General features: G+C 42.1%; 21 protein-coding genes. 5 read left to right on the plus strand and 16 right to left on the minus strand.

The features are described 5' to 3' along the window. Positions 1-18 precede the first annotated feature (18 nt). Entirely contained in the window at positions 19-3,135 is a 3,117-nt protein-coding gene (locus FTD44_RS06065) for a SusC/RagA family TonB-linked outer membrane protein (RefSeq protein WP_222165625.1), read from the minus strand. A gap of 143 nt (positions 3,136-3,278) precedes the next feature. After that, positions 3,279-5,111 carry a T9SS type A sorting domain-containing protein gene (locus tag FTD44_RS06070; RefSeq protein WP_222165626.1) on the minus strand — a complete coding sequence of 611 codons (1,833 nt, stop codon included), beginning with the start codon at positions 5,109-5,111 and terminating at the stop codon, positions 3,279-3,281. A gap of 433 nt (positions 5,112-5,544) precedes the next feature. Between FTD44_RS06070 and FTD44_RS06075 the strand changes: the two genes are divergently transcribed. From FTD44_RS06075 to FTD44_RS06085, 3 genes are all read left to right on the plus strand, one after another. Next, complete coding sequence (locus FTD44_RS06075; RefSeq protein WP_246625359.1) at positions 5,545-6,147, plus strand: pseudouridine synthase; 603 nt, start codon at positions 5,545-5,547, stop codon at positions 6,145-6,147. Between the two features lie 109 nt (positions 6,148-6,256). Continuing rightward, positions 6,257-7,102 carry a UDP-2,3-diacylglucosamine diphosphatase gene (locus tag FTD44_RS06080; protein ID WP_129020163.1) on the plus strand — a complete coding sequence of 282 codons (846 nt, stop codon included), beginning with the start codon at positions 6,257-6,259 and terminating at the stop codon, positions 7,100-7,102. Continuing rightward, a complete protein-coding gene (locus tag FTD44_RS06085) occupies positions 7,099-8,133 on the plus strand; it encodes a glycosyltransferase family protein (RefSeq protein WP_222165627.1) in 1,035 nt (344 codons plus the stop codon). The genes FTD44_RS06080 and FTD44_RS06085 overlap by 4 nt, the downstream gene beginning before the upstream one ends. On the opposite strand, the gene FTD44_RS06090 is transcribed toward FTD44_RS06085, so the two are convergent. Beyond that, a complete protein-coding gene (locus FTD44_RS06090) occupies positions 8,099-9,979 on the minus strand; it encodes a M1 family metallopeptidase (protein ID WP_222165628.1) in 1,881 nt (626 codons plus the stop codon). The genes FTD44_RS06085 and FTD44_RS06090 overlap by 35 nt on opposite strands. 111 nt (positions 9,980-10,090) lie before the next feature. Here FTD44_RS06090 and FTD44_RS06095 point away from each other — a divergent pair, with 111 nt between their 5' ends. Beyond that, positions 10,091-11,404 (plus strand): cryptochrome/photolyase family protein, encoded by a 1,314-nt coding sequence (locus FTD44_RS06095; protein ID WP_222165629.1) that lies wholly within the window; start codon positions 10,091-10,093, stop codon positions 11,402-11,404. Between the two features lie 8 nt (positions 11,405-11,412). On the opposite strand, the gene FTD44_RS06100 is transcribed toward FTD44_RS06095, so the two are convergent. Together FTD44_RS06100 and FTD44_RS06105 are read right to left on the minus strand one after the other, a co-directional pair. Further along, positions 11,413-12,027, minus strand: coding sequence for a DUF1684 domain-containing protein (locus FTD44_RS06100; RefSeq protein WP_222165630.1), 615 nt, complete (start codon positions 12,025-12,027; stop codon positions 11,413-11,415). 50 nt (positions 12,028-12,077) lie between these two features. After that, the gene (locus FTD44_RS06105) at positions 12,078-13,748 is read right to left on the minus strand and encodes a formate--tetrahydrofolate ligase (RefSeq protein WP_222165631.1); all 1,671 of its coding nucleotides are present in this window, start codon (positions 13,746-13,748) and stop codon (positions 12,078-12,080) included. Positions 13,749-13,926: 178 nt separating this feature from the next. Here FTD44_RS06105 and FTD44_RS06110 point away from each other — a divergent pair, with 178 nt between their 5' ends. After that, positions 13,927-14,760: a universal stress protein gene (locus tag FTD44_RS06110; protein WP_222165632.1), complete on the plus strand. Its 834-nt coding sequence runs from the start codon at positions 13,927-13,929 to the stop codon at positions 14,758-14,760. A 557-nt stretch (positions 14,761-15,317) separates the two neighbouring features. On the opposite strand, the gene FTD44_RS06115 is transcribed toward FTD44_RS06110, so the two are convergent. The 11 genes from FTD44_RS06115 to murI all read right to left on the minus strand — a co-directional run bounded on the left by FTD44_RS06115 (position 15,318) and on the right by murI (position 26,368). Further along, the gene (locus FTD44_RS06115) at positions 15,318-16,454 is read right to left on the minus strand and encodes a hypothetical protein (RefSeq protein ID WP_222165633.1); all 1,137 of its coding nucleotides are present in this window, start codon (positions 16,452-16,454) and stop codon (positions 15,318-15,320) included. 75 nt (positions 16,455-16,529) lie between these two features. Beyond that, on the minus strand, positions 16,530-18,104 hold the full coding sequence (locus FTD44_RS06120) for a DHA2 family efflux MFS transporter permease subunit (protein WP_222165634.1): 1,575 nt from the start codon (positions 18,102-18,104) through the stop codon (positions 16,530-16,532). A gap of 26 nt (positions 18,105-18,130) precedes the next feature. Then, the gene (locus FTD44_RS06125) at positions 18,131-19,246 is read right to left on the minus strand and encodes an HlyD family secretion protein (protein WP_222165635.1); all 1,116 of its coding nucleotides are present in this window, start codon (positions 19,244-19,246) and stop codon (positions 18,131-18,133) included. A 34-nt stretch (positions 19,247-19,280) separates the two neighbouring features. Then, entirely contained in the window at positions 19,281-20,642 is a 1,362-nt protein-coding gene (locus FTD44_RS06130) for a TolC family protein (RefSeq protein ID WP_222165636.1), read from the minus strand. Next, positions 20,626-21,273 carry a TetR/AcrR family transcriptional regulator gene (locus FTD44_RS06135; protein ID WP_222165637.1) on the minus strand — a complete coding sequence of 216 codons (648 nt, stop codon included), beginning with the start codon at positions 21,271-21,273 and terminating at the stop codon, positions 20,626-20,628. Before FTD44_RS06135 ends, FTD44_RS06130 begins: the two co-directional genes overlap by 17 nt. 135 nt (positions 21,274-21,408) lie before the next feature. Next, on the minus strand, positions 21,409-21,633 hold the full coding sequence (locus tag FTD44_RS06140) for a uroporphyrinogen decarboxylase (RefSeq protein WP_129020175.1): 225 nt from the start codon (positions 21,631-21,633) through the stop codon (positions 21,409-21,411). A 31-nt stretch (positions 21,634-21,664) separates the two neighbouring features. Next, entirely contained in the window at positions 21,665-22,951 is a 1,287-nt protein-coding gene (locus FTD44_RS06145; protein WP_222165638.1) for a UDP-N-acetylmuramoyl-tripeptide--D-alanyl-D-alanine ligase, read from the minus strand. Positions 22,952-22,965: 14 nt separating this feature from the next. Next, complete coding sequence (gene tilS, locus FTD44_RS06150; RefSeq protein ID WP_222165639.1) at positions 22,966-24,330, minus strand: tRNA lysidine(34) synthetase TilS; 1,365 nt, start codon at positions 24,328-24,330, stop codon at positions 22,966-22,968. A gap of 76 nt (positions 24,331-24,406) precedes the next feature. Further along, a complete protein-coding gene (locus tag FTD44_RS06155; RefSeq protein ID WP_222165640.1) occupies positions 24,407-24,901 on the minus strand; it encodes an OmpH family outer membrane protein in 495 nt (164 codons plus the stop codon). Between the two features lie 53 nt (positions 24,902-24,954). Continuing rightward, positions 24,955-25,470 (minus strand): OmpH family outer membrane protein, encoded by a 516-nt coding sequence (locus tag FTD44_RS06160; protein ID WP_237559463.1) that lies wholly within the window; start codon positions 25,468-25,470, stop codon positions 24,955-24,957. Positions 25,471-25,543: 73 nt separating this feature from the next. Continuing rightward, a complete protein-coding gene (gene murI, locus FTD44_RS06165) occupies positions 25,544-26,368 on the minus strand; it encodes a glutamate racemase (protein ID WP_222165641.1) in 825 nt (274 codons plus the stop codon). Positions 26,369-26,468 lie beyond the last annotated feature (100 nt).

The raw sequence follows: 26,468 nt of genomic DNA on the forward strand, positions 1-26,468 counted from the left end.
TTAAATTATTTGAGTGAATTACAGTCCAACATTTACGCCAATCACATAAGTTCTGTACGGGAAATATGTAAAGTTAGTAGCTCCGAAGAAAGAAGATTGTACATCAAGACCACGTCTAGCAGAGAAGTTCAATACATTATCCATCGCATAGTAAATTCTCACGCTCTTGAAAGAAGAATTATTCAACATTTTCGGAGAGAACGTGTAACCCAGGTTAACATTTCTTAATTTCAGGAAACTGTTAGTTACCAGGAAGCGGCTTGAAGCAGAAGCAGCGTTAGTACCTGCAGAACCATAAGAGAATTTAGGAACTACATCTGCATTATTTTCATCACCAGCTTTGTTCCAGGCATTTAACATATCTGCATGGATTGCATTACCACGAGCTTCAGCACCACCACTCATCAGGGATGCATAAGTACCATCATAGTTCTGACCACCCAGACCGAATGTAAATGTGAAAGATAAATCAAAGTTTTTGTAAGCAATCTGGTTAGACATAGAACCTTCTAAATCTCTGAAAGGAGATTTGAATAATTTTCTGTCAGCAGTAGTCAGGCTATTATAATCAGTAGTAATTGAACCATCTGCTTTGTACCATTGAGATACACCAGTAGAACTTACACCAGCATATTCATATGTAAAATAAGAACCTACAGGCAGACCTTTTGCTAAGATATCGATTCCACCGATTAAAGAGTCTTCACCCTGGATCTGAGTAATCGTATTTCTGTTATGCGCAAGGTTTAATCTTGTATTCCAGCTGAATTTCTTAGAACGTACCCAGTCATAAGATACCTGCAGTTCCACACCACGGTTTCTCATAGAACCAACGTTCGCATAATAGCCAGATGTACCTACAGATGGCGCTAATGGCTGAACATATAACAGGTTGTTAGAACCTTTGTTATAGAAATCCAGGGAAGCTGTAAATCTGTTTTGTTTTGTAGCGAGGTCAATACCTAAGTCCATTTCAACCTGGCCTTCCCATTTCAGTTTATCATTACCATAGTTAGCAAAGATTAAACCTGGGTTACCTGCATTCGGATAAGCACCGAAACGATCTAACCATGCATAGTATCCATTGATCGCATCGTTACCGGTAACACCATAGCTAAAGCGAAGTTTCAACATATCCAGTTTGTCCTTCATGCCGCTCATAAATGACTCATCAGAGATCATCCAGCCTAAACCGGCAGCACCGAAGTTACCCCAACGAGACTGAGGACTGAAACGAGAAGATCCATTTCTACTTGCAGAACCGTTAAAGAAATATTTTCCTTTGTAGCTATACTCAGCCTGAGCGAAATATGTTTCAATTCTCAGACGATCGATTTGAGAAGTAGAACCTTCACCTACTGCAGCAGCAGCACCTTCTGTAAATCCTGGAGCAAAGAAACCAGTTCTACGCATTTGCGTGAAAGAGTTTTTCCAGTTATACGCTTCGTGACCAACAGTTAATGAAAATCTGTTAGCAGAAGAATCGTTTTGGTTTAAATTATTAGCCTGTGGTCTCCAGGTTAAGAATTGGTTGAATGTGTAGTTAATGTTTGTTGTAGTCTGTCTGATAGATCTACCCAGTACATTTGCTGCATCACCATATTCAGAGTTATAATAGTTTAACTCATCACCTGAATAATAGTTTACAGAGAACTGCGTTTTTGCAGTCAGATCTCTGTAGATTTTTGCCTCCAGGTATCCTACACCATTACCATTTAATGCAAGGGTATTTGGTTTATTATACGTTAAAGCGGCAACAGTATTGGTATTTAAACCAAATGGTCTTTGTTCAATATTGCCATGAGCTGTACCGGTAGTGTTATAACCGAAGTCATAAACAGGCGTACCATCTGCCTGATACATTCTGTTACCATTAGCATCGTAACGATATACAGGATAAATCGGAGCCATAGTCATTGCACCGTAGAACGGGTTAGAATATGCAGTACCGCTACCTAAGTGGAACAACTGATCTTCGTAAGCAGTCTGAATTTTGAAACCAGTTTTCAACCAGCTGTTGATTCTTGAGTTCACATTCAATAAGGCTGTAATACGGCTATAATCAGAATTTTTAACGATACCCTGATCTCTTGTATAACCTAAAGAGAAGTAATAATCACTTTTGTTATCTCCGTTAGAAACAGATAAGTTATAGTTCTGACGAACACCGATACGCTTCAGTTCATTTTCCCAGTTATCTGTCCATAATAAGCTAGCATTAGGATTAACTTTACCGTCAATCATCAGCTGGCTGTTAGGAACATTGTATGCATTATAACCACCCAGGAAATCTACGAAATCTTCAGAACTTGTAGTAGTAGTTGCTTGATCTAAGTAACCTTTCCAGGCTGTTTCATAATAATCCTTAACGCCTAAAGTTTTATAAGCAGGAATAAAACGTTGTAACGCACCTACAGAAGCATCAAAGTTAATTCTTGGACGCTCAGATTTTTCACCACGTTTAGTTGTAACCAGGATTACACCATTCGCCGCACGTGCACCATATACTGCTTTAGTAGTCGCATCTTTAAGGATAACGATATCTTTAATATCTGCAGGGTTAATTGTATTTAATGCGCCGGAATAAGGAGCACCATCCAATACGATTAACGGAGCACTGCTCGCACTCAGGGAACCCATACCACGTACCATGATATCCGGGTTAGAGCCAGGCTGGCCACCACCACTGGTAACTAATACACCAGGAGCAGCACCATCTAAAGCCGCAGCTACACTGGTAACCGGTCTTTTAGCAATTTCTTTTGCAGTTACAGTGCTGATCGCACCTACATAAGATCTTGAATCTAATTTGGCACCATATACTGTAACTTCTTCTGTTTCTGTAGAACCGGAATCAAAAGTAAAGTTTACAGTATTACCTTTGATTTTAACTTCTTGCTTTTCATTACCAAATGATGAAAAGACTAAAGTATTAGCATCGTTTGGCGCAGTGATACTGTAGTTACCATCATCATCACTCAGTGCTGAGATATCAGTCCCTTTAACTGTGATTACAGCGCCAGATATAGCTTCTCCGTCTTTATCCTTAACGGTACCTGTAATTACTTTCGTCTGGGCGAAAGCTGTTTGCGTGATGGCTGAGACCACCGCAAACGAGAGTAGCATTTTCTTCATACCCTTTTTGATTATTGAAAAATTTAAATTTTTATTTTCTATAACATATTAACACAGCATTATCTAAAATGTAACAACACTTTAAAATAATGCTGCGCTAAATTAACTAAAAAATAATACAATTTGTATTTTTTTTATAAAACTTATTGCTTATTAATGACAATTCTTTTAGTCAGTTGGCTATTGTCTACCAACACGTTAACCATGTAAACACCGTTTGCTGCATGGTCAATTACCATTTTGTAGCTGTTATTAGTAACTTGGTTCACACTTGTTTTGCTCACCACCTTTCCTAATACATCATAAATTACGATAGATGCATTTTTAGGTGTAGCAAAGTTGAACTGGATTGTGATGTTACCATCAGCACTTGGATTAGGATATACCTGGAAAGCAGAATTATCCATTTGATCCAGGCCTCTGATACCAACAGCATTGGTACAGTTGCTCACTGGAACTGTTTCCACAGTCATTACATTACTGCCACTTGGATCCAAAGCATCTTTCAGACGGCTTTGTGCACCAGCAAAGGCAGGGAAGTTAGTTTGATCAAAAGGATTTTCCCAACCTACAGGAATTTTAGAATACTGAGAAGAAACACCAAAGTCCTTACCATCTAAATTACACGCAGCGTCCGGACCACCAGATAATACACCAATGATTCTACCGTACACATCGAATAAGCCAGAACCTGAAGATCCTCCTGCAGTACCGCCCGTCAATGTATTAATGTTCCAGTGGGTATTAGAAACAGCAGTCTGGTTGAAGGTACCGTTACCGGCAACTTCCAGAGCAGCTGATAATTTCATCAGGTCACCACCAGGATGGTGCATACCTATGAAATAGTTATACTCATCTTCCATTTCTGCAACAGAATAACCAGCTTTTCTAGACCAACCCGCAAGGTGCGCATTAGAAACAGGAGACAGGTTATCGTTCAGTTCTAATAACAGGAAATCCTGTACCAGTGACGGATGATCTGGGCTACCAGCCATTGAAGGATAGTTACTTCTTGATACAAATTTCGCACCACCGGTTAATGTAGGTGCAGTTGTAGCATTAGGTAAGCCAGTACCATCACAGTTTGTTGATTTGAAATTAAAACGGAACTGCCAGTACTGGAAGTGTGCGTTTGTTCTTTGGTTATCACCATCACAGTGTGATGCAGTGATAAATAAAGGACGACAAGTAGTACCGTAGTTACGTGTATTGTTGATCAGTGTACCACTACAGAAACCAATATCAGAGAATGTAGCATCCGGAGAAATCAGGATTCTCGCTACACCTGTTCTTTCATCAGCATAATCATTTGCAGCAGGACAGATCGCATTTACGTGACATTGAGCAGATTGGCCAATTACCGGTGGGTTAACAGGATCAATCTGGGTACTGCTGTATTGTGTTACATCATTATCCAGACCTCTGTATAAGGCACCAGCATTTTTAATGCGGTATTGAATATCGCTTACATTTACGTTAGGATCAATATCCATTTCGATATTCACAACGCTACCCTGTACAGGTTCATTGGAGAATCTGCCATCAGCAACATTATGGTCTGCAGTGTATGCACCCAAAATCTGGCGACCGTTTGCATTGCTTACAAACAATCTAACTCCTTTTGGCAAGTGGAACTGATCGTAATATAAAGTGATCGCTTGTGCTTCCGGAATCTCTACAGAAAGTTTCCAGATACGGGTACCATCAGCCAGATAAGTCCAGCTACCGGTTTTTTGAAAATCCAGATCAGCTGGTATTGTAGTACCAACTCTGTACATTTTCACCGCGTTCGCAGCTTGTGCATCTTCCAGAGCCAGACGCTCATAATCCGGTTTTTGCAATATTACATGCTCATTAGCAATCGTCACATAGTCTCTAACACTAGCGGACAATGGGAATCCTCCTGCTCCAACCTGAGCCTGCGCAGTAAGACCGCCAAGACACGAAAGCAAGGTAATAAAATACAACTTCTTCATAAAAGAGTTTAAAATCGTGAACTTTTAAAAAATAAGGTTTGTAAATGTAGGGCTTATTTTGTAAATATAAGACAATTTTTCAAATCTGAACGGCATCATTGCTATATTTTATATGATACTCATTCCTTTCATTTCATTCAATTTATTCGAATTATTGAACAGAAAAGTATCTCCATTTCAAAGCATGAAATTGTAACAAATGACATCTATTGCCAATCCCTTTACGACAAAGGTTTTCCACATTTTTTTAAAAATGTGTATATTTTTTAATAAAAAATTTCACTACGTAAAAATTACTTTTTAATATTGTGCAAGAATTCGTTCTTACTAACCCATTTTATAAAAAAGTTCAGTGTAGCATACGCTGAACTTTTTATTTTTATATCCCGCTCAAACAAAGGCCCCTACAGCGTTTCAACGGTTAGCCATTTCAATGATGAAAACTTTTTCCTACATTTTGTTTTATAAACCCTTTCAGGTCTTATCTCAGTTTTCTGCAGAGGGCGATAAAAAAACACTCGCAAATTTTTTCAGCGACATTGAAAAAAATATTTATCCGGTCGGTCGTCTCGACTATGATAGTGAAGGCTTGATCTTACTTACAAACGACACAAAAATAAATCAGCAATTACTGAGCCCCGCAGCAGCACATCAGAAGACGTACTACGTACAGGTTGAAGGCATCCCCTCGAAAGAGATGCTGCAACAATTAACTGAAGGCGTAATTATTTCAGTAAATGGCAAACCACATAAAACAGCTCCGGCAAAAGTTTCTGTAATTACCGAACCGGAGGCTATTCCGGAACGCAATCCTCCCATACGTTTCCGTAAGAATATTCCTACTAGCTGGATTGCACTGAGCATTACAGAAGGAAAAAACCGGCAAGTCCGCAAAATGACCGCAGCCGTAGGCCTGCCAACATTAAGGCTGATCCGTCAGAGCATAGGCAGCGTGGAAATCGGCAGTATGCAGCCAGGAGAATTTATATACCTGCGCCCGAATCTTGTAAAGAAATTATTCCTTCCCATCTCCTAAATGACCCATTAATAATTTCGCAACAATTGCGTAATGATAGTGTAATAGGTATCTAACATTTCCGTAATAGGTTTAAGGTTACTTCGCATAAACCTTTATACCAATTCTTATGGCAAGATCCTTGTCTGTAGCGGTTATTAGTGATGTACACCTGGGTACGTACGGATGTCATGCCACCGAATTACTCAATTATCTGAGGAGTATTAATCCTCAGATACTAATCCTCAACGGCGATATAATTGACGGATGGCAGTTCAGCAAAAGATACTTTCCCCAAAGCCACTTTGAAGTCATCAACGAAATCTTTAAAAAGGTCTCGGAAGGTACGCGTGTGGTATATATCACCGGTAATCATGATGAAATCCTGAGAAGATACTCCGATATGGAAATCGGCAATATCTTACTGACCGATAAATTTCTATTGAACATTGATGGCAAAAAGATGTGGATCTTTCATGGCGATGTATTTGACAATACCACCAAAGGATCTGCTAAAATCATTGCCAAACTGGGCGGAAAGGGATATGACCTGCTCATACTGTTAAACCGTGCGATCAACTTTTGCTTAAAGCTGATGCACAAGAACAAAGTATCTCTATCCAAAAAGGTAAAAAACGGCGTAAAAAAGGCGATTACCTATATCCACAATTTCGAACAGACCATCGCAGATCTCGCGATTGAAAAGAAGTACGACTATGTGATCTGTGGCCATATACACCAGCCCTTGATTAAAAATATCAGTCAGGAGGACGGCTCTGTTACCTATCTGAACTCCGGCGACTGGATCGAAAACCTCACCGCACTGGAATATAATAACAATGAATGGTCTCTGTATCAGTATACAGAATGTGAGTTTGCAGATATTCCCAAATCAAAAAAAATGTACAAGAAATACGAGGTAAACCTGGAAATGGACATCCTCCAATACATACATTCCACAAAGACGGCAATATGAGGATTTTCTATGCGGTACAGGCCACTGGCAACGGACACATCAGCAGAGCAATGGAGATGCTTCCGGCACTATCACAATATGGAGAAGTAGATGTTTTTCTGAGTGGCAGCAATGCAACTCTAAAGGCGGATTTACCTGTTGTAATGCGTAGTAAAGGCATTAGCTTACATTACACTTCAAAAGGGAAAATAAACTTCTTAAAAACGGCCATGAATATAGATCCATTGCACGTTTTAAAGTATGCAAAAGAGCTGCCACTGAAGCAATACGACCTTATCATTAACGACTTTGAAAGCATTACCTCTCTGGCTTGCAAATGGCAGCGCGTACCATCTGTTCATTTCGGACATCAGGCCAGTTTTGCCTCGCCCAAGACGCCAAGACCCCGGCATAAGAACTTCATGGGAGAAGCGATCTTAAAGTACTATGCAAGCGGAACCGTTTCAGTGGGACTGCATTTTACAGCATATGACCAGTACATTCTGCCACCAGTTATTAAAACAGAAATCTGGAATGCACAACCGACAAAACAGGATTTTATCTGTGTGTATCTTCCTTCCTGCTCAGATGAAATGCTGCTCCCCTATTTATCACAGATAAAGGATTGTAGTTTCCATGTGTTCTCCCGGCAAACTTCCTACATCACAACGAAGCAAAACTGCACTTTCTTTCCCGTAGATAAAGCACTGTTCAACCTCAATCTTACGCATTGCCAGGGAATCATTACCAATGCCGGTTTTGAAACCCCTGCCGAGGCTATGGCCCTGAACAAAAAGATACTGGCTATTCCTATTGGCGGGCAATATGAACAGCAATGTAATGCTGCTGCACTGGCCAAACTGGGCGTGCCTACTCTAAGTAAAATAGACCTTCATTTCACAGAAAAGGTCCGCCAATGGCTGGACCTTCCTGATACAGTTTATGATCACTCCTTTAACCGCTCTACTGCTCATATAATTCAAGAAATGATGCAGATAGCAGAAAAGGAGCAGGTATTTACTTCACAATCTCATCAACTACTTTTTGAGTAAGCGGATGGTAATTAGGTCTGGCAAGGATATAGATTTCTGAAGCCATTTGTTTGCCCTCCGCTGTCTTCATCATCTCTTTATATAAGGGCTGCAAGAATTTCTCTCTGCCGGTTACATAAAGGAAAGAGCGCATTGCGGGGTATGCAGGTGTATACTTTGTTTTTATAGACAAGAGATACCAGAGATCGGCCTTTTCACTGTTCTGTGTCTGTGTAAGATGATATACCTGATCCAGGTCTTTCATCTGCTCCAGATTGATGTTTGAAGCGACCATCTGGCGCAGGAAATGCATCCATTCATAAGTACTCCATTGTGCAGCCGGTAAAGCAGCAGCTTTAGTACCGGTAGTAAACTTTTTCGCTACAGAATCAACTTTTGCGAAACGTTCCATATCTGCTCTCGGACAGCTTTTCGGAATACCAGCACTATATACCCACTCATTGATATTTATCTTCATCTTCCAATCAGGATTCTGATCCAGAAGGTGCTTGTTCAGATACTCAATAAAATCTTTTGTATTCATTGTCTTGAACGCATTATCGTTGAAATACTGAGTTAGGAAAGTATCCATTTTTGCACGGCCAACGGTCAGTTCAATAAGCTTCAGCAAATGCGCTCCTTTTTCATAGGCAATGTCGGTAAGCCCGTCATCAGGATTACGTCCTTTCAGGTTCAGGCGCAGGTGTGTATCTTCAGGTTTATCTTTCAGATCTTCCATAGTAGCCACAAGGTCCTGGTAGCCCAGCTCCCATTGCATATCAGTATACGATTTACCTTGCATGGCTTCTGTAATACGACGCTCGAAATACATGGTAAATCCTTCGTTCAGCCAGAAATCATTCCAGGTATGATTGGTCACCAGATTACCACTCCAGTTATGTGCCAGTTCATGTGCAATCAGGTTGACCAGCGATTTATCTCCGGCCAGGATAGTAGGGGTACAGAATGTTAGTTTAGGATTCTCCATCCCTCCGATCGGGAAGCCTGAAGGCAGTACCAGTATATCGTATCTTCCCCAACGATAGGGTCCATATAATTCTTCAGCTGTATGCACCATCTTACCCACATCTGTAAACTCGTTATACGCTTTGGCCAGTATGGACGGCTCGGCATAAATACCTGTACGATCATCAATAGATTTAAATCCGATATCCCCAACGGCCAGAGCCATCAGGTAAGCTGGTATCGGCTTATCCATATGGAATGTATAGACACCATCTGCCGCTTTCTGTTGTGGATTGGTTGCACTCATCAGGGCCATTAAACCCTTTGGAACAGTGACTTTTGCATCGTAGGTATAACGTACACCAGGACCATCCTGCACCGGTATCCAGGTGCGGGCATGTATACTCTCCGATTGCGTGTAGAGGAATGGGTGCTGCTTGCCGAAAGTTTGCTCCGGCGCCAGCCATTGCAACGCAGTCGCTTTATCTGTGGTATGGTAGTAAATCTTAACTGACTTATTTTCTGGCTTAATGGTTACATTCAATGCAGTGCCCAGTACAGAATCTGGTTTACCCAGTGTGTATGCTGCTTTGGTTACACCATCAAGGAAAACACTGTCAATAACCAGGTCCTTTGTATCAAAAATAATCTGGCCTTTTTTATACGGATTTTCAATATCCCAGAGGGCACTTCCCGTGATCGTTTTTGCATCAAAACTCACCTCAATATCCAGGAACAAATGGGTACCCTTTACACTGTCGGCATTGCTTTGTGTATGGTAATCTTTATTGTCGAAAGCAGCTTCTGCTGCCGGTGACTGTCCTTTATCCTTATCGCCCGACTGTTTACAGGCCAGAAGCGTACAAGCCGCCGCAGAAAGGAGAAGTAGTATCTTATTCATATTGGATATTATCAGATTATCGTGGGTTTACATTGCCCGAAACAAAACTACTGAATTAATTTTCTTTATCCCTATGCTGACTTAATTTCGTGTTATTCAAGCAATGAACATATGGAGCAGATCAGTATATTCTGGCATCGGAGAGACCTTAGAGCAGATGATAATGCAGGGCTGTATTACGCATTAAAGCAACAAAAGAATGTAATGCCGGTATTTATTTACGATACAGATATACTGGACGAATTAGGTGACAAAACGGATGCCCGGGTAAGTTTTATACACCAATCTGTTGAGCAGCTGGGAGAATTATATGCAGCACAGGGTTCCGGCTTGCGTACGTTTAAGGGCCGCCCAGCCGAAGTTTTTGCTGCACTGGCACGGCAATATAAGATTGAAGCTATTTATTGCAATGAAGATTATGAGCCCTATGCCCGTAAACGGGATCAGGCCATTGCTCAATGGTGTGGACAAAACGGTATATCCTTTCATGCATATAAAGACCAGGTCATCTTTTCTGCACGAGAGGTGCTCAAATCTGACGGCCATCCATACACGGTGTTTACTCCATACAGCAAGGTATGGAAGGCCAAACTCAATGATTTCTTTACCCACTCCTACCCTACGGAAACATACTATGCATCATTGATTCAGCTGAACTCAAAGCCGGAATCTTTAAGTCTCGAAGCACTCGGATTTGAGCAAACATCAATAACCTTGCCCGGTAAAAATATAAAGGCAACCCAGATCCGGGAATATAGCCTCACACGCGATTTACCCTATCTTGAAAACGGCACAACGCGACTGGGCATACACCTCCGGTTCGGAACATTATCTGTCCGCAAACTGGTCCGGCATATTATCCCTCTGAATGAAACCTTTCTGAATGAACTGATCTGGAGAGAATTTTTCCAGTCTATTTTATGGCATTTCCCACAGGTTATTCATCAATCATTCAAGCCACAATATGATCATATCCGCTGGCGCAATAACGAGCAGGAGTTTGCACTATGGTGTCAGGGTAATACCGGTTTCCCTATCGTGGATGCAGGTATGCGTGAACTAAATGCTACAGGGCATATGCATAACCGTGTACGCATGATCGTGGCCAGTTTTCTGGTTAAGGATCTGTTGATTGACTGGAGATGGGGCGAAGCATACTTCGCAGAGAAACTACTGGACTATGAACTGGCTGCAAATAATGGAAACTGGCAGTGGGCCGCCGGTTGCGGCTGTGATGCTGCACCTTATTTCCGGGTATTCAATCCAGAGTTACAGCAGAACAAATTTGATCCCGATAAACAATATATCAAAAAATGGGTGCCGGAATACGGAACAGGAAATTATACGGAGCCCATGGTAGACCATAAAGCGGCAAAGGAGCGCTGCATCAGCACCTATAAAGAGGCTTTACAGCAGGCAAAATAAAACAGGGACTAGTGTTGTCCCTGTGTGTAACTTACGCCGGCTAAAACAGACACCTGCAAACGGTTTGCGGCTGGTGGGATAGGGCAATTATAATGTGCACTGTATGCACAATAAGGATTATATGCTTTGTTAAAATCCACAGTCAATATACCATTCCGGATATCTTTTACCGATAGATCAATATATCTTCCGGCACCATAGGAGGTGTGTCCGCTGGTCTTGTCTGTAAACGGCAAAAATAGCCCACCAGGATCTTGTGCATGTGGCGGATCGGCCTGGTATATAATCAGACTTACAGCAGTATCTTTCAGTGTAAAATCCAGTTTACCATATTCCTTAAAATATTTTGTCTTCTTTGCAGAAGTAGGCATCGCCAATGTTGCACCACTGTCGATTGGTGTAAACCGTGCATCGACTATATAGTCCTTACTCAAAGGATAAAAGGTAATGCCTTTGAATTCAGCCTTCTCTTCCGGATGCAATGGTGTGGTACTATCCTGCTCCCAGAAAACCTTCAGCTCTTGCTGAAAATCACCGGCAGGCTTCAGGACCGGGTCAGTAGCTGTACCCGCACAGGATTGCAACAGAACCGCAGCAAAAATGATCGTAATTATAAAACGCATAGACTATAATAAAGCTCCATGGCATGAGCCATGGAGCTGATGAATAAATATTAAGACAAACCGGTAATGATGCCATGGTTATCGATATCCATACCAGCAGATGCCGGCACTTCAGGCAAGCCTGGCATACGCATCATCTGGCCAATAACAGGAATAATGAAACCTGCGCCGGCAGCCACTTCAAATGTGCGTACGTTAATCACAAAGCCTTCCGGACGGCCCACTTTCTTTTCATCATCTGAGAAAGACTTCTGGGTCTTGGCCATACATACCGGAAACTTATCAAAGCCTAACTTCGTGAATGTCTTCATCTGGTTTTTGGCCTCTGCGCTGAACACAACCTCAGCCGCTCCGTATATTTCTTTGGCAATGATATTGATCTTCTCTTCGATGCTCAGGTTCCAGTCATACAATTTGCGATATGCATTCTTACCTTCTTCGATAGAAGCAACTACGGCCTCTGCCAATGCGGCTGTACCGGCTCCTCCTTCAGAGAAGCCTCTGGAGACTACTGCTTTTACGCCCAGGCTGGCACATTTATCAATTACAAAATTGACTTCTGCATCGCTGTCGGCCGGGAAATGGTTAATGGCGACAACAGGATTCAGGCCGAATTTCTTACAGTTTTCAATATGTTTTTCCAGGTTAGCAAAGCCATTCGCGACCCTTACCAGATCTGGTGTGTTATACTCTTCTTTTTTGGCACCACCATGATGTCTCAGGGCCCGGATAGTAGCCACGAGTACCATCGCCTTAGGAGCAATATTTCCGGTAGGGCATTTTATATCCAGGAATTTTTCTGCACCAAGATCGGCGCCAAATCCGGCTTCTGTCACTACATAATCTGCAAGAGACATACCCGTCTTGGTAGCAATAATAGAATTCGTTCCCTGCGCAATGTTGGCAAATGGTCCGGCATGTACGATTGCAGGATTCCCTTCCAGGGTTTGTACCAGGTTAGGTTTAATCGCATCTTTCAACAGGATCGCCATAGCACCCTGTGCTTTCAGGTCGCGGGCAAATACGGGTTTGCGGTCATAGGTATAGCCAACGAAGATATTACCCAGTCTGTTTTTCAGGTCTTCAAAATCCTTAGCCAGACAAACGATCGCCATTACTTCGGAAGCCGCGGTAATGTTGAACCCATCTTCTCTCGGCACACCATTTGCCTTACCGCCCAATCCTATTACGATCTGGCGCAGCGCACGGTCATTATTATCCATTACCCGCTTCCAGACTATGGTACGCGGATCGATATCAACACCGCTGGAACGATGCTGGAGATCATTATCAATTAGTGCAGAAAGCAGGTTATTTGCCTTTTCGATCGCAGAGAAATCTCCGGTAAAGTGCAGGTTAATATCTACCATTGGAATTACCTGAGAATATCCGCCTCCGGCAGCACCACCCTTAATGCCGAATACTGGTCCCAATGAAGGTTCTCTCAGTACTGCAATAGCTTTTTTGCCTATTTTATTCAGTCCGTCGGTCAGGCCAATACTTACAGTAGTTTTGCCCTCTCCGGCTGGGGTCGGGGTAATAGCAGACACCAGGATCAGGTTGCTGTTTTTTACTTTTTCTTCATCGATAAAACTAAGTGGTAGTTTAGCTTTATGCTTACCATAATATTCCAGGTCATCGGCTGAAATACCAATAGTAGCTGCGATATCGCGAATATGTTTAATGTGCGCACTTTGCGCAATCTCTAAATCCGTAAGCATGGGATGTATATTATTTTGGAGTACAAAGCTACGCATTAAGCGTGAAGATGTATGGTATTGGATATCCGATTATTTCTACTATTTGAATTTATTATTACCTCTTCATTTTATGAGATTTATCACATTTATAGTGGCTAAAATTTGCGAAATTTACGGTATAAACTAAAATGGATTTTTTATGAAAACGATTATAGTTCCGGTAGATTTTTCGCATGCTTCTGTAAACGCTGCAGAATATGCCAGCCAGATGGCCGGTCACATGCAGGCTGATAAAATAGTATTGTACCATACCTACGGTGGTTCTTACCAGATCCTGGATGCCGGTACCGAGATTATTCGTTCTGAAATCAACTCCCAGTTACAACATCTTTCTGATGCGCTGATTCCACTTGCCGGAAATGAAGTGAAATTTGAACTGGTGGCCGGTGACGGCTTCCTGATAGACGAGGTACTGGAACTGGTCGATAAATATAATGCTGACTTGATTGTGATGGGTATAACCGGTAAAAATGCGCTTGAGCATAAACTGATTGGCAGCAATACGCTACGTGTGGCCAGCGATTCGGCCTGCCCGGTATTGATTGTGCCTTCCGAGGCCAGTTTTAAGGAGGTAAAAAAGGTAGCCTTGTCTATGAAGTTTAAGGCGGGTATCCTGGATGAAACGCCTTACGATCATATCCGTAATATGATCAAAGATCTGAATGCAGAGCTGGTGATCCTGAATGTTGCAGATGAAAACCACAGGGTAAACCCGCAGAATATACAATCCGGCCTTACAGCGACACACCTGATGTTCGATGATATAAATGCAAGCATTGAGTTCCTGGGCGAAGATCGTGTTGTGGAAAGGGTTACTGATTATGTACAGCAGCATGAAGTTCAGATGCTGATCTCGATAACACATAAACTCGGATTCCTGGAATCCTTATTTAAAGGCTCTGTAACCAAGCAACTTGCTTTTCACACTCATGTTCCACTAATGGTATTCAAAGCGATTCAACCGGAGGAATAATGCGGTGATATTCCTTTAACGGAGTATCCGCTTAAAGGAAACAAAAGCTAATATTATGATTTAAATAGTCTATTTATATCTTTTGCTACCTTTTGCCTTGATGCAAAAGGTAGCGCCCAAAAATCAAGGCTGTATAAATCCCTGGCTAAAAATCAATGTGTCGGCCGGTCCCAAACCAGACTCGCTGCGCTCAGACAGTGGTTTGCAACTTTATCGACCGAGCCAATGATTTTATTAACGCCGGATTTATAAGGCCAGCGATCTGTTCTGTAAGGATCGCTTACTTGTTTTCATCACAGCGATAGCCATTTTGGAGTGGAGATGCGATCGTTGAGCATCGAACGCATCATATGTTAAGCTCAGACGATCAATGCACGCAATGGTACAAAATGGCGGTGCTATGCAATCGCCTTGATGAAAACAAAGGCATTTTTGGTCCTTTTGTTGCCGGACAAAAGGACGAATAAAAGAGTTACCTAAATGTGGATAGTCTGATTACTTTATATAAAAATGGCACTATCAGAGATAGTGCCATTTTTATATAAAGTAATCAGTCTTTAGAATGTTTTGCCTTTATAGAATACTTTGTACATATTCTGACCGAAACGGTACTGGATCACATCATAGTCCAATCTCCATTCTGCTACGGAAGCACTGGTCACGTCAAAAATATCGCCTTCGGTAAACACACGCAGTACATTGGCAGTATTCACATAGGCCAGTGAGTTGTAAGCTACCTTATAGGATTGCGGGTAATATGCATCCAGGGTATAGATCTTTCCTTTGTAGAATACTTTAAAATAACCACTCGCATCCTTATAGGCCACTACATTATCTCCGACTTTATAATCAGGGTTGAAATAGCCTACAGTATTGGTTGCTCCATTATAGAATATTTTAAAATAGCCGTCATTGCTTACATAAGCAACCAGGTTATCTCCGGCTTTATAGCTCGTCGGTGTAAAAGATTCCAGCTCGGTAACCTCTCCTTTATAGAACACTTTAAAGTTACGGTTAGCATCTACATAAGGAACCACATTACGACCCACGTCGAAGCTGGTAACAGTATAGGTTTCCAGTTCATTCAGCTCACCCTTATAAAAAACTTTAAAGCGATTGGCATAGTTTACAAATGCAGCAATATTGTCCGATACTTTTACAGAAGGCAACTGCCCATCTGCAATGCTCAGGCCATCATTTACTACACTGGTATCAATATCCAGGGTATTTCCTCCACCCAGGAAGGATTCAATCTCTACAATATTGCCACCGTAATATGCCTTGTACAGGGAACGTACATTATCGAAGAAGAGCACTACACTATCCCCTACTGCATAGGTAGACATATAATTGGACAGCCTTGTCGTTGTGCCGTTTTCCCATACAAACAGGGCATTGTTATTACGATATGCAACCAGGTTGTCAGTCACTTTAAAATCGGATGTAAAGCCCTGGTTGATCAGTTGTACTCCACCTTTGCTGTAAATTTTAAAATTGCGGGTATTGTCCAGGTAAGGAATGGCCACTCTGCCTATATCATACCGAACCGGAAGCAGGCTTTCAATTTTACGGTCAATGCCATTATCCCAAACCATAAACTGGTTCTGAAAGTTGGTGTAAGCAGATACGGGTTGTGCCATTACTTTGCCGCCTATGCTGCATAAAATGACCAGAAGCGTATAAACATATTTCATTATAAAAGGAAATTTTATAAGCAGTAAAGATAATCGAAATATTCCAGAATGCTTATAATGCATATGAGCAATATGCTAATGCATATTGCTCATATCTACCTTTGCTTTACTGCTTTTTGCAAAAAGTATAATCGGGATACCCACCAGGAATACAATACCAATGCCCATAAATACATCCATGTAGGATAATACTACTGACTGTTTCATGATATTTCCTTCCAGTGCAGTGTATGCCATTTGTCTTGCTATATTCAAAGGACTACCTGAACTCATAAATTGTGCGACCATACCGTCAAATCGTTGCTGGAATGCAAGATTATCCGGGCGTATATGACCAATCATATCCATTCGGTGCACGGCGTTCTGATGGCTCATATATGTTGTAATCAGTGCCACACCAAACGATCCGCCCAACTGACGCATCATACCCGTAAAGGAAGCACCCTCTCCGATCTCTTTTCCTTTCAATGTACTCAGTGAAAGTGTGGTGATCGGGATGAACAGCATACTTAAAGCGAAGCCACGGAACATCAGTAACCAGAAGAAGTGTTCTTTACCGGTATCCGGTGTAAGGATGTTGTGCCCCCATACGCTGTAGATAAAGAAGAGAAAAAATCCTGTAGCGGCAATATATTGCTGCTTTACTCCTCTCTGGATCATCTGGCCTACAATAGGCATCATGAAGGCGGTCATTAATGCTGCCGGAACCATGATCAGACCTGCCTGGAAGGCGGTCCAGCCTAAAGAGCTCTGCAGGTATAACGGGATAATGAATGTGGAACCATAGAGTCCGAATCCGAGGATAAAGGTAAGTACTACCCCGATCTTAAGGTTACCATCCTTCAGCACCTTGAGGTTTACAATAGGGTTGGCACAGGTCATTTCTCTCCAGATGAACAGATAGAAACTTACTGCTGATACAATGGATGTGATCAGGATCGTCGGATCACTGAACCAGTCAGATTCCTGCCCCCTTTCCAGCACAAACTGCAGACAGCCTACTGCGGCGGTAAGGAATATTATTCCCCACCAGTCAACTTGTTTTGCGCTTTTTTTGGTACCACCATAGTTCGGATTACGTACATATTGCAATGCCAGTATAGCCGCGATAATCCCTAAAGGAATATTGATATAAAAGATATAAGGCCAGCTGTAGTTCTCTACCAGGTATCCGCCTAATGGTGGTCCTAAAGTAGGGCCGATAATTACACCCATACCATATAAGGCCTGAGCCATACCGCGCTTTTCTTTAGGGAATACCTCGGTAATAATTGTCTGAGAAGTTACGAGTAAGGCACCGCCACCGACACCCTGCAGGAAGCGGAACAATACCAGCTCCCACATCGTTGACGCATTACCACATAATAAAGAACATATGGTAAAGAGAATAACAGATCCGGCAAAATAGTTACGACGGCCAAACTGTTGTGACAACCAGCTTGTCATCGGGATAATGATTACATTACCGATGGCATATGCAGTAATCACCCAGCCGATCTCGCTCAATGTTGCGCCCATATTGCCTTTCATTTCATTCAGGGCCACATTCACGATCGTCGTATCCACGATTTCTAAGAGCGCACACATGATAGCGGTAACTACGATAATCACCCGCCTGCTGCCGTACTCTACTAAAGAATCTTGTTCCATAAAATTTTGAATGGATGATTAAATAATTATTTCAAATGCACATCGACAAATACGCTCATACCTGAACTTAATTTCTTCAGGAAATCCGGGCTTACCTTATCGGTAAAGTCGATTCTTACCGGAACTCTTTGTACGGTTTTTACAAAGTTACCAGAAGCATTATCCGGAGGTAACAGAGATGTTTTTGCACCTGTTGCCGGTGAGAAAGAGGTCAGTGTGCCTTCCAGTTTCTGACCAGGGAATGCGTCTACCGTTACCGTTACGCGCTGTCCGATTTTCATTTTGGTCAGCTGTGTTTCTTTAAAGTTCGCTACTACCCATTTTTTATCATCTGGGATAATCTGAAATAAAGACTGTCCAGGTTGTACCATTTGACCAGGCTGGATATTTACTGTACCTACATAACCATCTACAGGGGCTAAGATTACGGTATAGCTCAGATTCAGTTCTGCAGAAGCGATGCCTGCTTCGGCCTGAGCAATTGCTGCATTAGCTACTGCTACCTGACCGCGGTTTATACCACTCTGAGAAGCTACAGAAGCAGTTTGCTTCATTGCTGCTTGTTTCTGTGCATTCAGAATACCCAATTGTTTCTGTGCAATCTGGTATGCGGCCTCTGCCTGCTCAAACTGTTGTTGTGTAACAGAGTGATCTTTGATCAGATTCTGGAAACGCTCATAATCTTTCTGTGTTCTCCACAGGTTTACTTTTGCACTTTCGATCTGTGCATCGATAGTACCGGTATTGGCTTGTGATGAAATTACATTGGTCTCTGTAACAGAAGAACCTGCTGCAGCTACGCTGACATTACTTTTTGCAGATACCAGTCGGGCTTGCGCCTCTTCCAGTTTAACTACGTAATCTCTGTCATCAAGGATAACTAGTGTATCTCCTTTCTTAACCATCTGGTTATCCTGAACTCTAATATCGGCAACATAACCTCCTACGCGCGGAATTACCGGACTGATACGGCTACTGATCTGTGCGTCATCTGTATCTTCATGTTTCTGTCCTTCTGAGTATTTATAGAAACCGTAACCACCGCCTAATATTACCAACGCCCCGAATATGACTGCAAATTTTTTGCTTTGCTTTTTCTTTGAAGCAGTTTCCACGTCGTGTTGTGCTTGATTATTTTTCATTTTGATATTTATTGTACTTTATTTTTTAAATGAATTATTTTTTTTGAGGATAATAAGACTGGTACAGTGTACCGGTAGTGAGCAGTAATTTCTGATAAGCCACTTTGCTGTCTACTTTAGCGAATTCGTAGTTTACGTTAGCCTGCAGTTTGCTGGCATCAGCATCCAGTAATTCGGTTGCGGTAGCCAGGCTATTGTCGTACTTATTTTTTACGATCTTGTAGTTCTCATTTGCGAGGTCAATAGCGCGGGACAATACTTCTACTTTCTTCACGCTCTCCAGGTAATCCTGGTATGCTTTATGTGTCTGCAGTTTTACACCATCTTTCAGTTCTTCCTGAGCCAGGCGTATATCTTCCTGCTGTGCTACACTCTGCTTTACCTTCGCTTTGTTTTTATACAGATCTGCTATATTGTAACTCAGTCCTACACCAACATTCATCGCATTGGTTACGGTAAGCGCATCATGTATATCTACTGCTGCATAACCGCCACTGGCTGCTATTGTAGGCAGGTAGCCACCTTTTGTAACTTTGGTATTATATGCCGCTGCCTGAGCTCTATTGTCCAGGGCTTTCATATCGGAACGGTTGGCCAGCGCTGCAGATTCATAGTAATCCATAGATTGCGCTTCTGGTTGTATCACTTCTTTATCTCCGGTAATCGTTACATCAGTCTGCTCATTAATACCCACCATCAGATCGAAATTATAGTTTGCGATCATTTTATTGTTCTCTGCATCGAGCACTGATAATTCCATGTTTTTTTCCTGCAGCTGAATGTTCAGCAGGTCATTTCTCGGAATCAGGCCGTTCTTTTCCAGATTAGAAAAGTCTACAACCCTTTGTTGTGCGGTCTTTAAATGCTCTTTTACCAGGTCCAGGTATGTTTGCGCTTTATACAGGTTGTAATACGCTTCAATGGTATTTTCTACAACTGCATCTTTCTGATGTTCTACATCCAGCACTGCTGCTTTTTGCAGGTATTTTGCTGCCTGTACACCATTATTGATTTTGCCACCTGCATAAATCGGAACAGATGCTGTCGCCATCCCTAAGGCAATCTGGTTTACTTTAATACTTCCACCCTCAGACTGTCCTCCATCATCTTCTGAAGACATGGCCTTCAGTAGTGGTCCTGTTACAGTCGGTGTATTCAGTCGCATGTATTGCCCGTTGATCTTCAGATCCGGCAGGCGACGATCACGTGCTTCTTCCAGTTGAGCAGAAGCCTTGTCCACAGCAATGTTGCTTCTTTTCAATGCTTTGTTGTTCTGAATACCCAATTCAATGGCTTCAGTAAGGCCCATATTGCGCTGCTCCTGAGCGCCGGCAACTGTACTAAAAGTCATCAGCGCCGCAAATGCACATACGGATAATCTATTTTTCTGTATCATTGGTTAAATATGCTTTTAGCATTATTTTTAATTCTTTACTTAATTTTTTCACCACTTTCTGCTGGTACAGCTCTTCGTTATCATCAGGAATATTATATACCAGGCTGTAATACGGAGTATTGGAGATCACCTGATTTATGGCCCCGATCATTACGCACGCCAGCATTATTACGTCAATATCTTTACGAAACAGACCAGTCATCTGTCCTTTTCTGATCACAGATTCTATGGTTTTACGGTTTTCCATCCGGCTCTTCACCACTTTAGCAAAAATCACAGAATCCTTATCCACTTCTTTAGTCGTTTCGCGGATCATGATCTTATTGAACTGGCGGCTTTTATAGAATGAGGTCACAAAGAAATCTACAAAACGCTCGATCATCTGGAAGGGTTCCAGCTTATCATTAGCGATAATAGCATCAATCTTAGAGGTCTTTTCGCTTAAATGCTGATCGAAAATAGCTTCCAGCAGTTCTTGTTTGGACCCGAAATAATAAGAGATCATCGCAAGATTAACACCAGCCTCATCGGCAATATTACGTACCGAGGTTTTAGTGAAACCCTGGTCAGCAAAGAGCCGCAATGCTACCTCCATGAGGTGCAACTGCTTATCGTTATACTGACTTTCCATAGTAATTAAACGTTTGTTTGAAAAGCAAAAGTAAAACAAAAAACTAAACAAACGTTTAATTGGTTTATTTTTTTACAATTTTATCACAAAAAAAACCGGCACCATAAGGTACCGGTCAGCATATAATAGCAGCAATCAGGCTGTTTTCTTAGGAAAAATTAAATGATAGATCTGTATGATCCCGATCAGGCCATTGGAGATAATGATGGGCATTTTCCAACCCAGAAGGATACCGTAAGCCACGAATAAGATGCAGCCCACCAGGTTGATGATACGTACGATTTTCAATTGCCTGGGCATAAATGAGATAACCAGGAAGGCCATAGCCAGGTAACCTACGATCTCGATCTGCTGATCCATAAAGGGGATTATTTATTAATTAAAGTTCAGGCTAAAGGGCCTCCAGCACTACTTCCATTTTGGAACCGCGGGAGCCTTTTACCAGGATCACGCTATTGACAATAGGGTTACGACTGATCCAGTCATAGGCCTCTGCAGATGTAGCAAACCATTGGTACTGGTCCTTCACCGATTCAAACTCCTCGCCGACCAGCAGCACCTGCTCAAAATTAAGATGCTTTGCAAGATCGACCAGCGATTTATGCTCCTCATAGCAACTCTCTCCCATTTCCTTCATAGCACCCAGCAATAACCATTTGCTTTTGTCTGTATGCAGGGTAGCCATATTTTCCAGTGCCAGTTTCATACTACTCGGATTGGCATTGTAGGCATCCAGTATAATAGTGTTGGTTCCTTTTTCGAGTAATTGTGAGCGGCTGTTAGAGGGTTGGTAAGCTTCCAATGCCGATTTGATGGTATCAATATCCATATCGAAATAGGTACCGATCGCTACGGCAGCAAGCACATTGGGTAGGTTATAATCTCCTACCAATTGGGTTTGTATGGTGGTTTCCATACCCGAGCTCAGTACGGCCAGCTTTAGCAGTCCGCTGCTTTGCAAGGGCTTGCCGATAATTTTAGCATTTGTCGTACCGTATGTATATTGATGGGCTATGCCCTGAGCCATTTCGCCCAGGTAATCCAGATCGCTGTTGATAAAGATCGTCCCCTGATGTTCACGTATATAATCATATAACTCACCTTTGGCTTTACGCACCCCTTCCACACTACCAAAACCTTCCAGGTGGGCTTTCCCTACATTATTGATAAGACCAAAATCCGGTTCAGCGATGGTGCAGTAAAAGGCGATTTCTTTCTGGTGATTGGCCCCCATCTCTATAATGGCCATTTCTGCATCTTTCCTGATTTTGAGTATGGTCAGCGGCACGCCGATATGATTGTTTAGGTTGCCTTCTGTAGCATAGGTAAAATACTTTGCCGACAGCACTTTTGTCACCAGTTCTTTAGTCGTTGTCTTACCATTGGTACCGGTAATGGCAATAAAAGGGATGGAGAATTGACGACGATGATGCAGGGCCAGTTGTTGCAGGGTCTCCAATACATCTGTCACTAAAATGCAACGCTCATCAACGACAGCATCGGCTTCATCTACGATACAGTAAGCAGCTCCGGCATCTAAAGCTGTTGCTGCAAAACGGTTACCGTTAAAATTAGCTCCTTTAAGGGCAAAATACAGATCTCCCGATTTGAGTTTGCGGGTATCGGTTTGCACGTCCGGGTGCTTCAGGTATAGATTATATAAAGAAACAATATCCATGTTCCGAAAATAAATTAGTCTTGTTTACAATAACTCAGGTGTATTATTTTTTGTGCACCGGCACGCACTTTATATCGCTCATCGCTACGCATGCCACACACCCACACTACTTTCTTGCTATCTTCCAGTACCCATATATGCTCTTTTTCATGCAATGGGACTTTAGCATCGATCAGTATTTTCTTGACTTTCTTTTTCTTCATTCCCATGCCGAAGGGATAGAAATAATCTCCTTCTTTCCATGGTCGCAGGATTAACGGAAAGGTCAACTGGTCTGCATTCAAATATAAATCATTTGGACCGATCTGTGTCGCTACGGGCAGTTCATTGACAGACTTTATCTGTATATCGAAACCTGGCCCCTGTATCTGTTGCTGCCCTTCTTCTATCAGGATATGACCACTGTCTTCTGTTTTCCGTGCTGTAATGATAAAAAAATTGCGATCCTTGATCAGGCGGTAATTGCCCATAGGTATATAATGTCCCGAAATGCTGTGCATCATATGCAGCACATCCGGCACCTGTGCCGGTGTAAGCCCTAATGGTTTCAGCAATTCATAGGTAATCGTAGCCAGTGGCTTGCAGTGTACCAGCTTACGCAGCGGTATGCGCCAATCCTTGCCCGATTGCATCAGCAATGATTTACGGTAACGCTCCACACCCTGGCGGTATAACTCTTCTGCTTCTGCGAAGCGCAGGGTATTGTCGAAAAGGCTTTGCTGTGCATTGGGGAAAATCTCCTGCACTTGCGGCAGCAGGTGATGCCTTACTTTATTGCGCAGATAATCATCTTTCTCATTGCTGGCATCTTCTCTCCATTCAAGACTGATCTCTTCTGCGTATGTTTTAAGCTGTTCTTTTGTAAATGGCAACAAAGGACGAATAATGCATTTCTGCTCCGGCAATATACCATGCAGACCAGCCATACCTGTGCCTTTAAAGAAATTCATCAATAATGTTTCTACGCTATCCTGCTGATGGTGGGCAGTAGCGATACAGTCGTAGTTAATCTCTTTTCGCAGGGTTTCAAACCAGTCATAGCGTAATTGTCGTGCGACCAGTTGTATATTTCCTCCTTCTGCTTCAATAACTGCTGTAGTATCAAAATCTTTGCCGTAGTACTGCACTGCATGGACAGTACACCATTCCTGCACCAGGGCAGCGTCTGCATCTGATGCGGCTGCCCGCAGGTGAAAATTGCAGTGTGCTACAGCAATATCAAAACCGGCAAGCCCGTATGGCGATTGCGCAAAGTATTTTTTAGCCTGAACAAACAGGCTGGCCATAGCCATACTATCCAGTCCTCCGCTCACGGCCAGTATAATCTTACTGTGCCGCCAGTTATATCGATCTATAATATTAATCAGTTGCTCCAACATATACGGCAACAAAGGTACATACAATAAAAAAACCTCTTCAGAAAGAAGAGGCTTTTTACAAAAAATATTTAAAGGCTTATTTAGCGCCTAATTTAGCTTTGATCTGAGCAGTTACGTTATCTGCATCTTTAGCATACAGGATACCTTCAGAGTTCAGGATGTAATCATAACCGTTTGCTGTACCGTAATCTTTGATCGCTTTTTGCGCTTTTTCCAGTACTGGTTTGATTAATTCTTCACGTTTTTTCTCAATTTTATCCTGAGAAGATTGATCATAATCCTGAATACGTTTCTGCAGGTCCATGATTTCTTTATATTTTACTTCTTTAACTGCTTCAGACATTGTTTTTTCACCTTTAGTGAATGCATCAGCTTTAGTCTGGTATTCAGTCATCATTGTTTTACCAGCGTCTTCAAAAGTTTTGGCATAAACCTCCAAATCTTTATTTGCCTTTACCATATCCGGCATGGTTGCTAACAGTTCAGAAGCATTTACATAACCGATTTTTTGTGCACTCGCGCCAATCGTCATCAGAACCCCAACAATGGCTAATACAAAGATTTTTCTCATTTCTTGTTTAATTTATTTGGTTTTTTGTGTGTGCAAATATATAGTAATATATTTTATTTTTTGGTAATCATCTTTAAAATATCTTCACTTTTATCCAGCTTAGGATCAGCGTAAAATATGGTAATTCCACCCGATTTATCATAAATGATATCATAACCTCTGGAAGCTGCATAAGACTGAACAGAGTTAAATACTTTATCCTGAATTGGCTTGATCAGTGTCTGGCGTTTTTTGAACAATTCTCCTTCATAACCGAAATATTTCTTCTGCAGATCTTTGGCTTCTTTCTCTTTGGTTACAATCTCTTCTTCTCTTTTAGCCCTCATAGCTTCTGAAAGCATGGCACGTTCGGCCTGATAGCTTTTATACATCTGGTCTACGCTCTGCATTTTAGCATCTACTTCTTTCTGCCAGCCATCAGAGATATTGTCCAGTTGCTTTTGTGCAGAACTGTATTCCGGTATTTTCTCCAGGATATATTTAGAATCAATTACACAATATTTCTGTGCCTGTGCGGCAAATCCGGTACCGATGAACAGTAAAGCGGCAACGATTAGTTTTTTCATCATGATATTTTTTGCTTTTGGATGCACTAAATTACTTTAAGTTTAATGAAAGCAGGTCTTTAATGGCCAATTTTCACTATTTCTTTACAACATTACAGGTTCTGGCCTTGATTTCCTTGCCAAAAAAGAGGCTGGCATGTGCCTCGAAATCACCGGCATCGCCTGTGGTAAAGAATAATTCCGCTCCGTTCTTGTCCATGCGCGTCTCCATTTCCGGGTGCCTTTGCAGGTAATCGGCAAGACTATCGGCTACTAATTCGCCCTGGCTGATTATACTAACGGAATCCGGCACGAATTGTTGTAATATGGGTGTTAAAATGGGATAATGTGTGCAGGCGAGCAGTATAGCATCAATTTGTTCATCCTGTTCCAGCAATTGTGATACATCACTGCGTATAATCAATTGTGCGGCTTCGGTCTGGTAGGCATTCGCCTCAACTAATGGCACCCAGAGAGGACAGGCATGCTGCTGCACTTCCATGTCGGGGGCAAAGTTCTTGATCTCGATCAGGTAAGATTCTGACTGTACCGTACCCATTGTACCTAATATACCGATATGCTTACTACGGGAGTATTGTCCGACTACCTCTGCCGTGGGGCGAATGACGCCCAGCACTCTCTTCTCTGCTCCTAGGCGGGGCAGGTCATGTTGTTGAATGGTACGCAAAGCTTTTGCTGAGGCAGTATTGCAGGCCAGGATCACCAGTTCGCAACCAGCGGCAAACAGCCATTCCACACATTCCAGCGTATATTCATATACCGTTTCAAAAGAGCGGTTTCCATAAGGTGCACGGGCATTGTCGCCGAGATAAATATAGTTGTACTCCGGCATACGGGCAGCAATGGACTTAAACACGGTAAGCCCGCCATAGCCTGAATCGAAAATACCTATTGATGCCATGAAAAATCGGTTGTAAGGACTGCAAAATACATAATACAAACGGATTTATACATCTCAGCTATTTAATTGTTTCTTAACATTTATAACAAAAAATGACAAA

This window comes from Edaphocola aurantiacus, from assembly GCF_019797745.1.
GTDB lineage: Bacteria > Bacteroidota > Bacteroidia > Chitinophagales > Chitinophagaceae > Edaphocola > Edaphocola aurantiacus.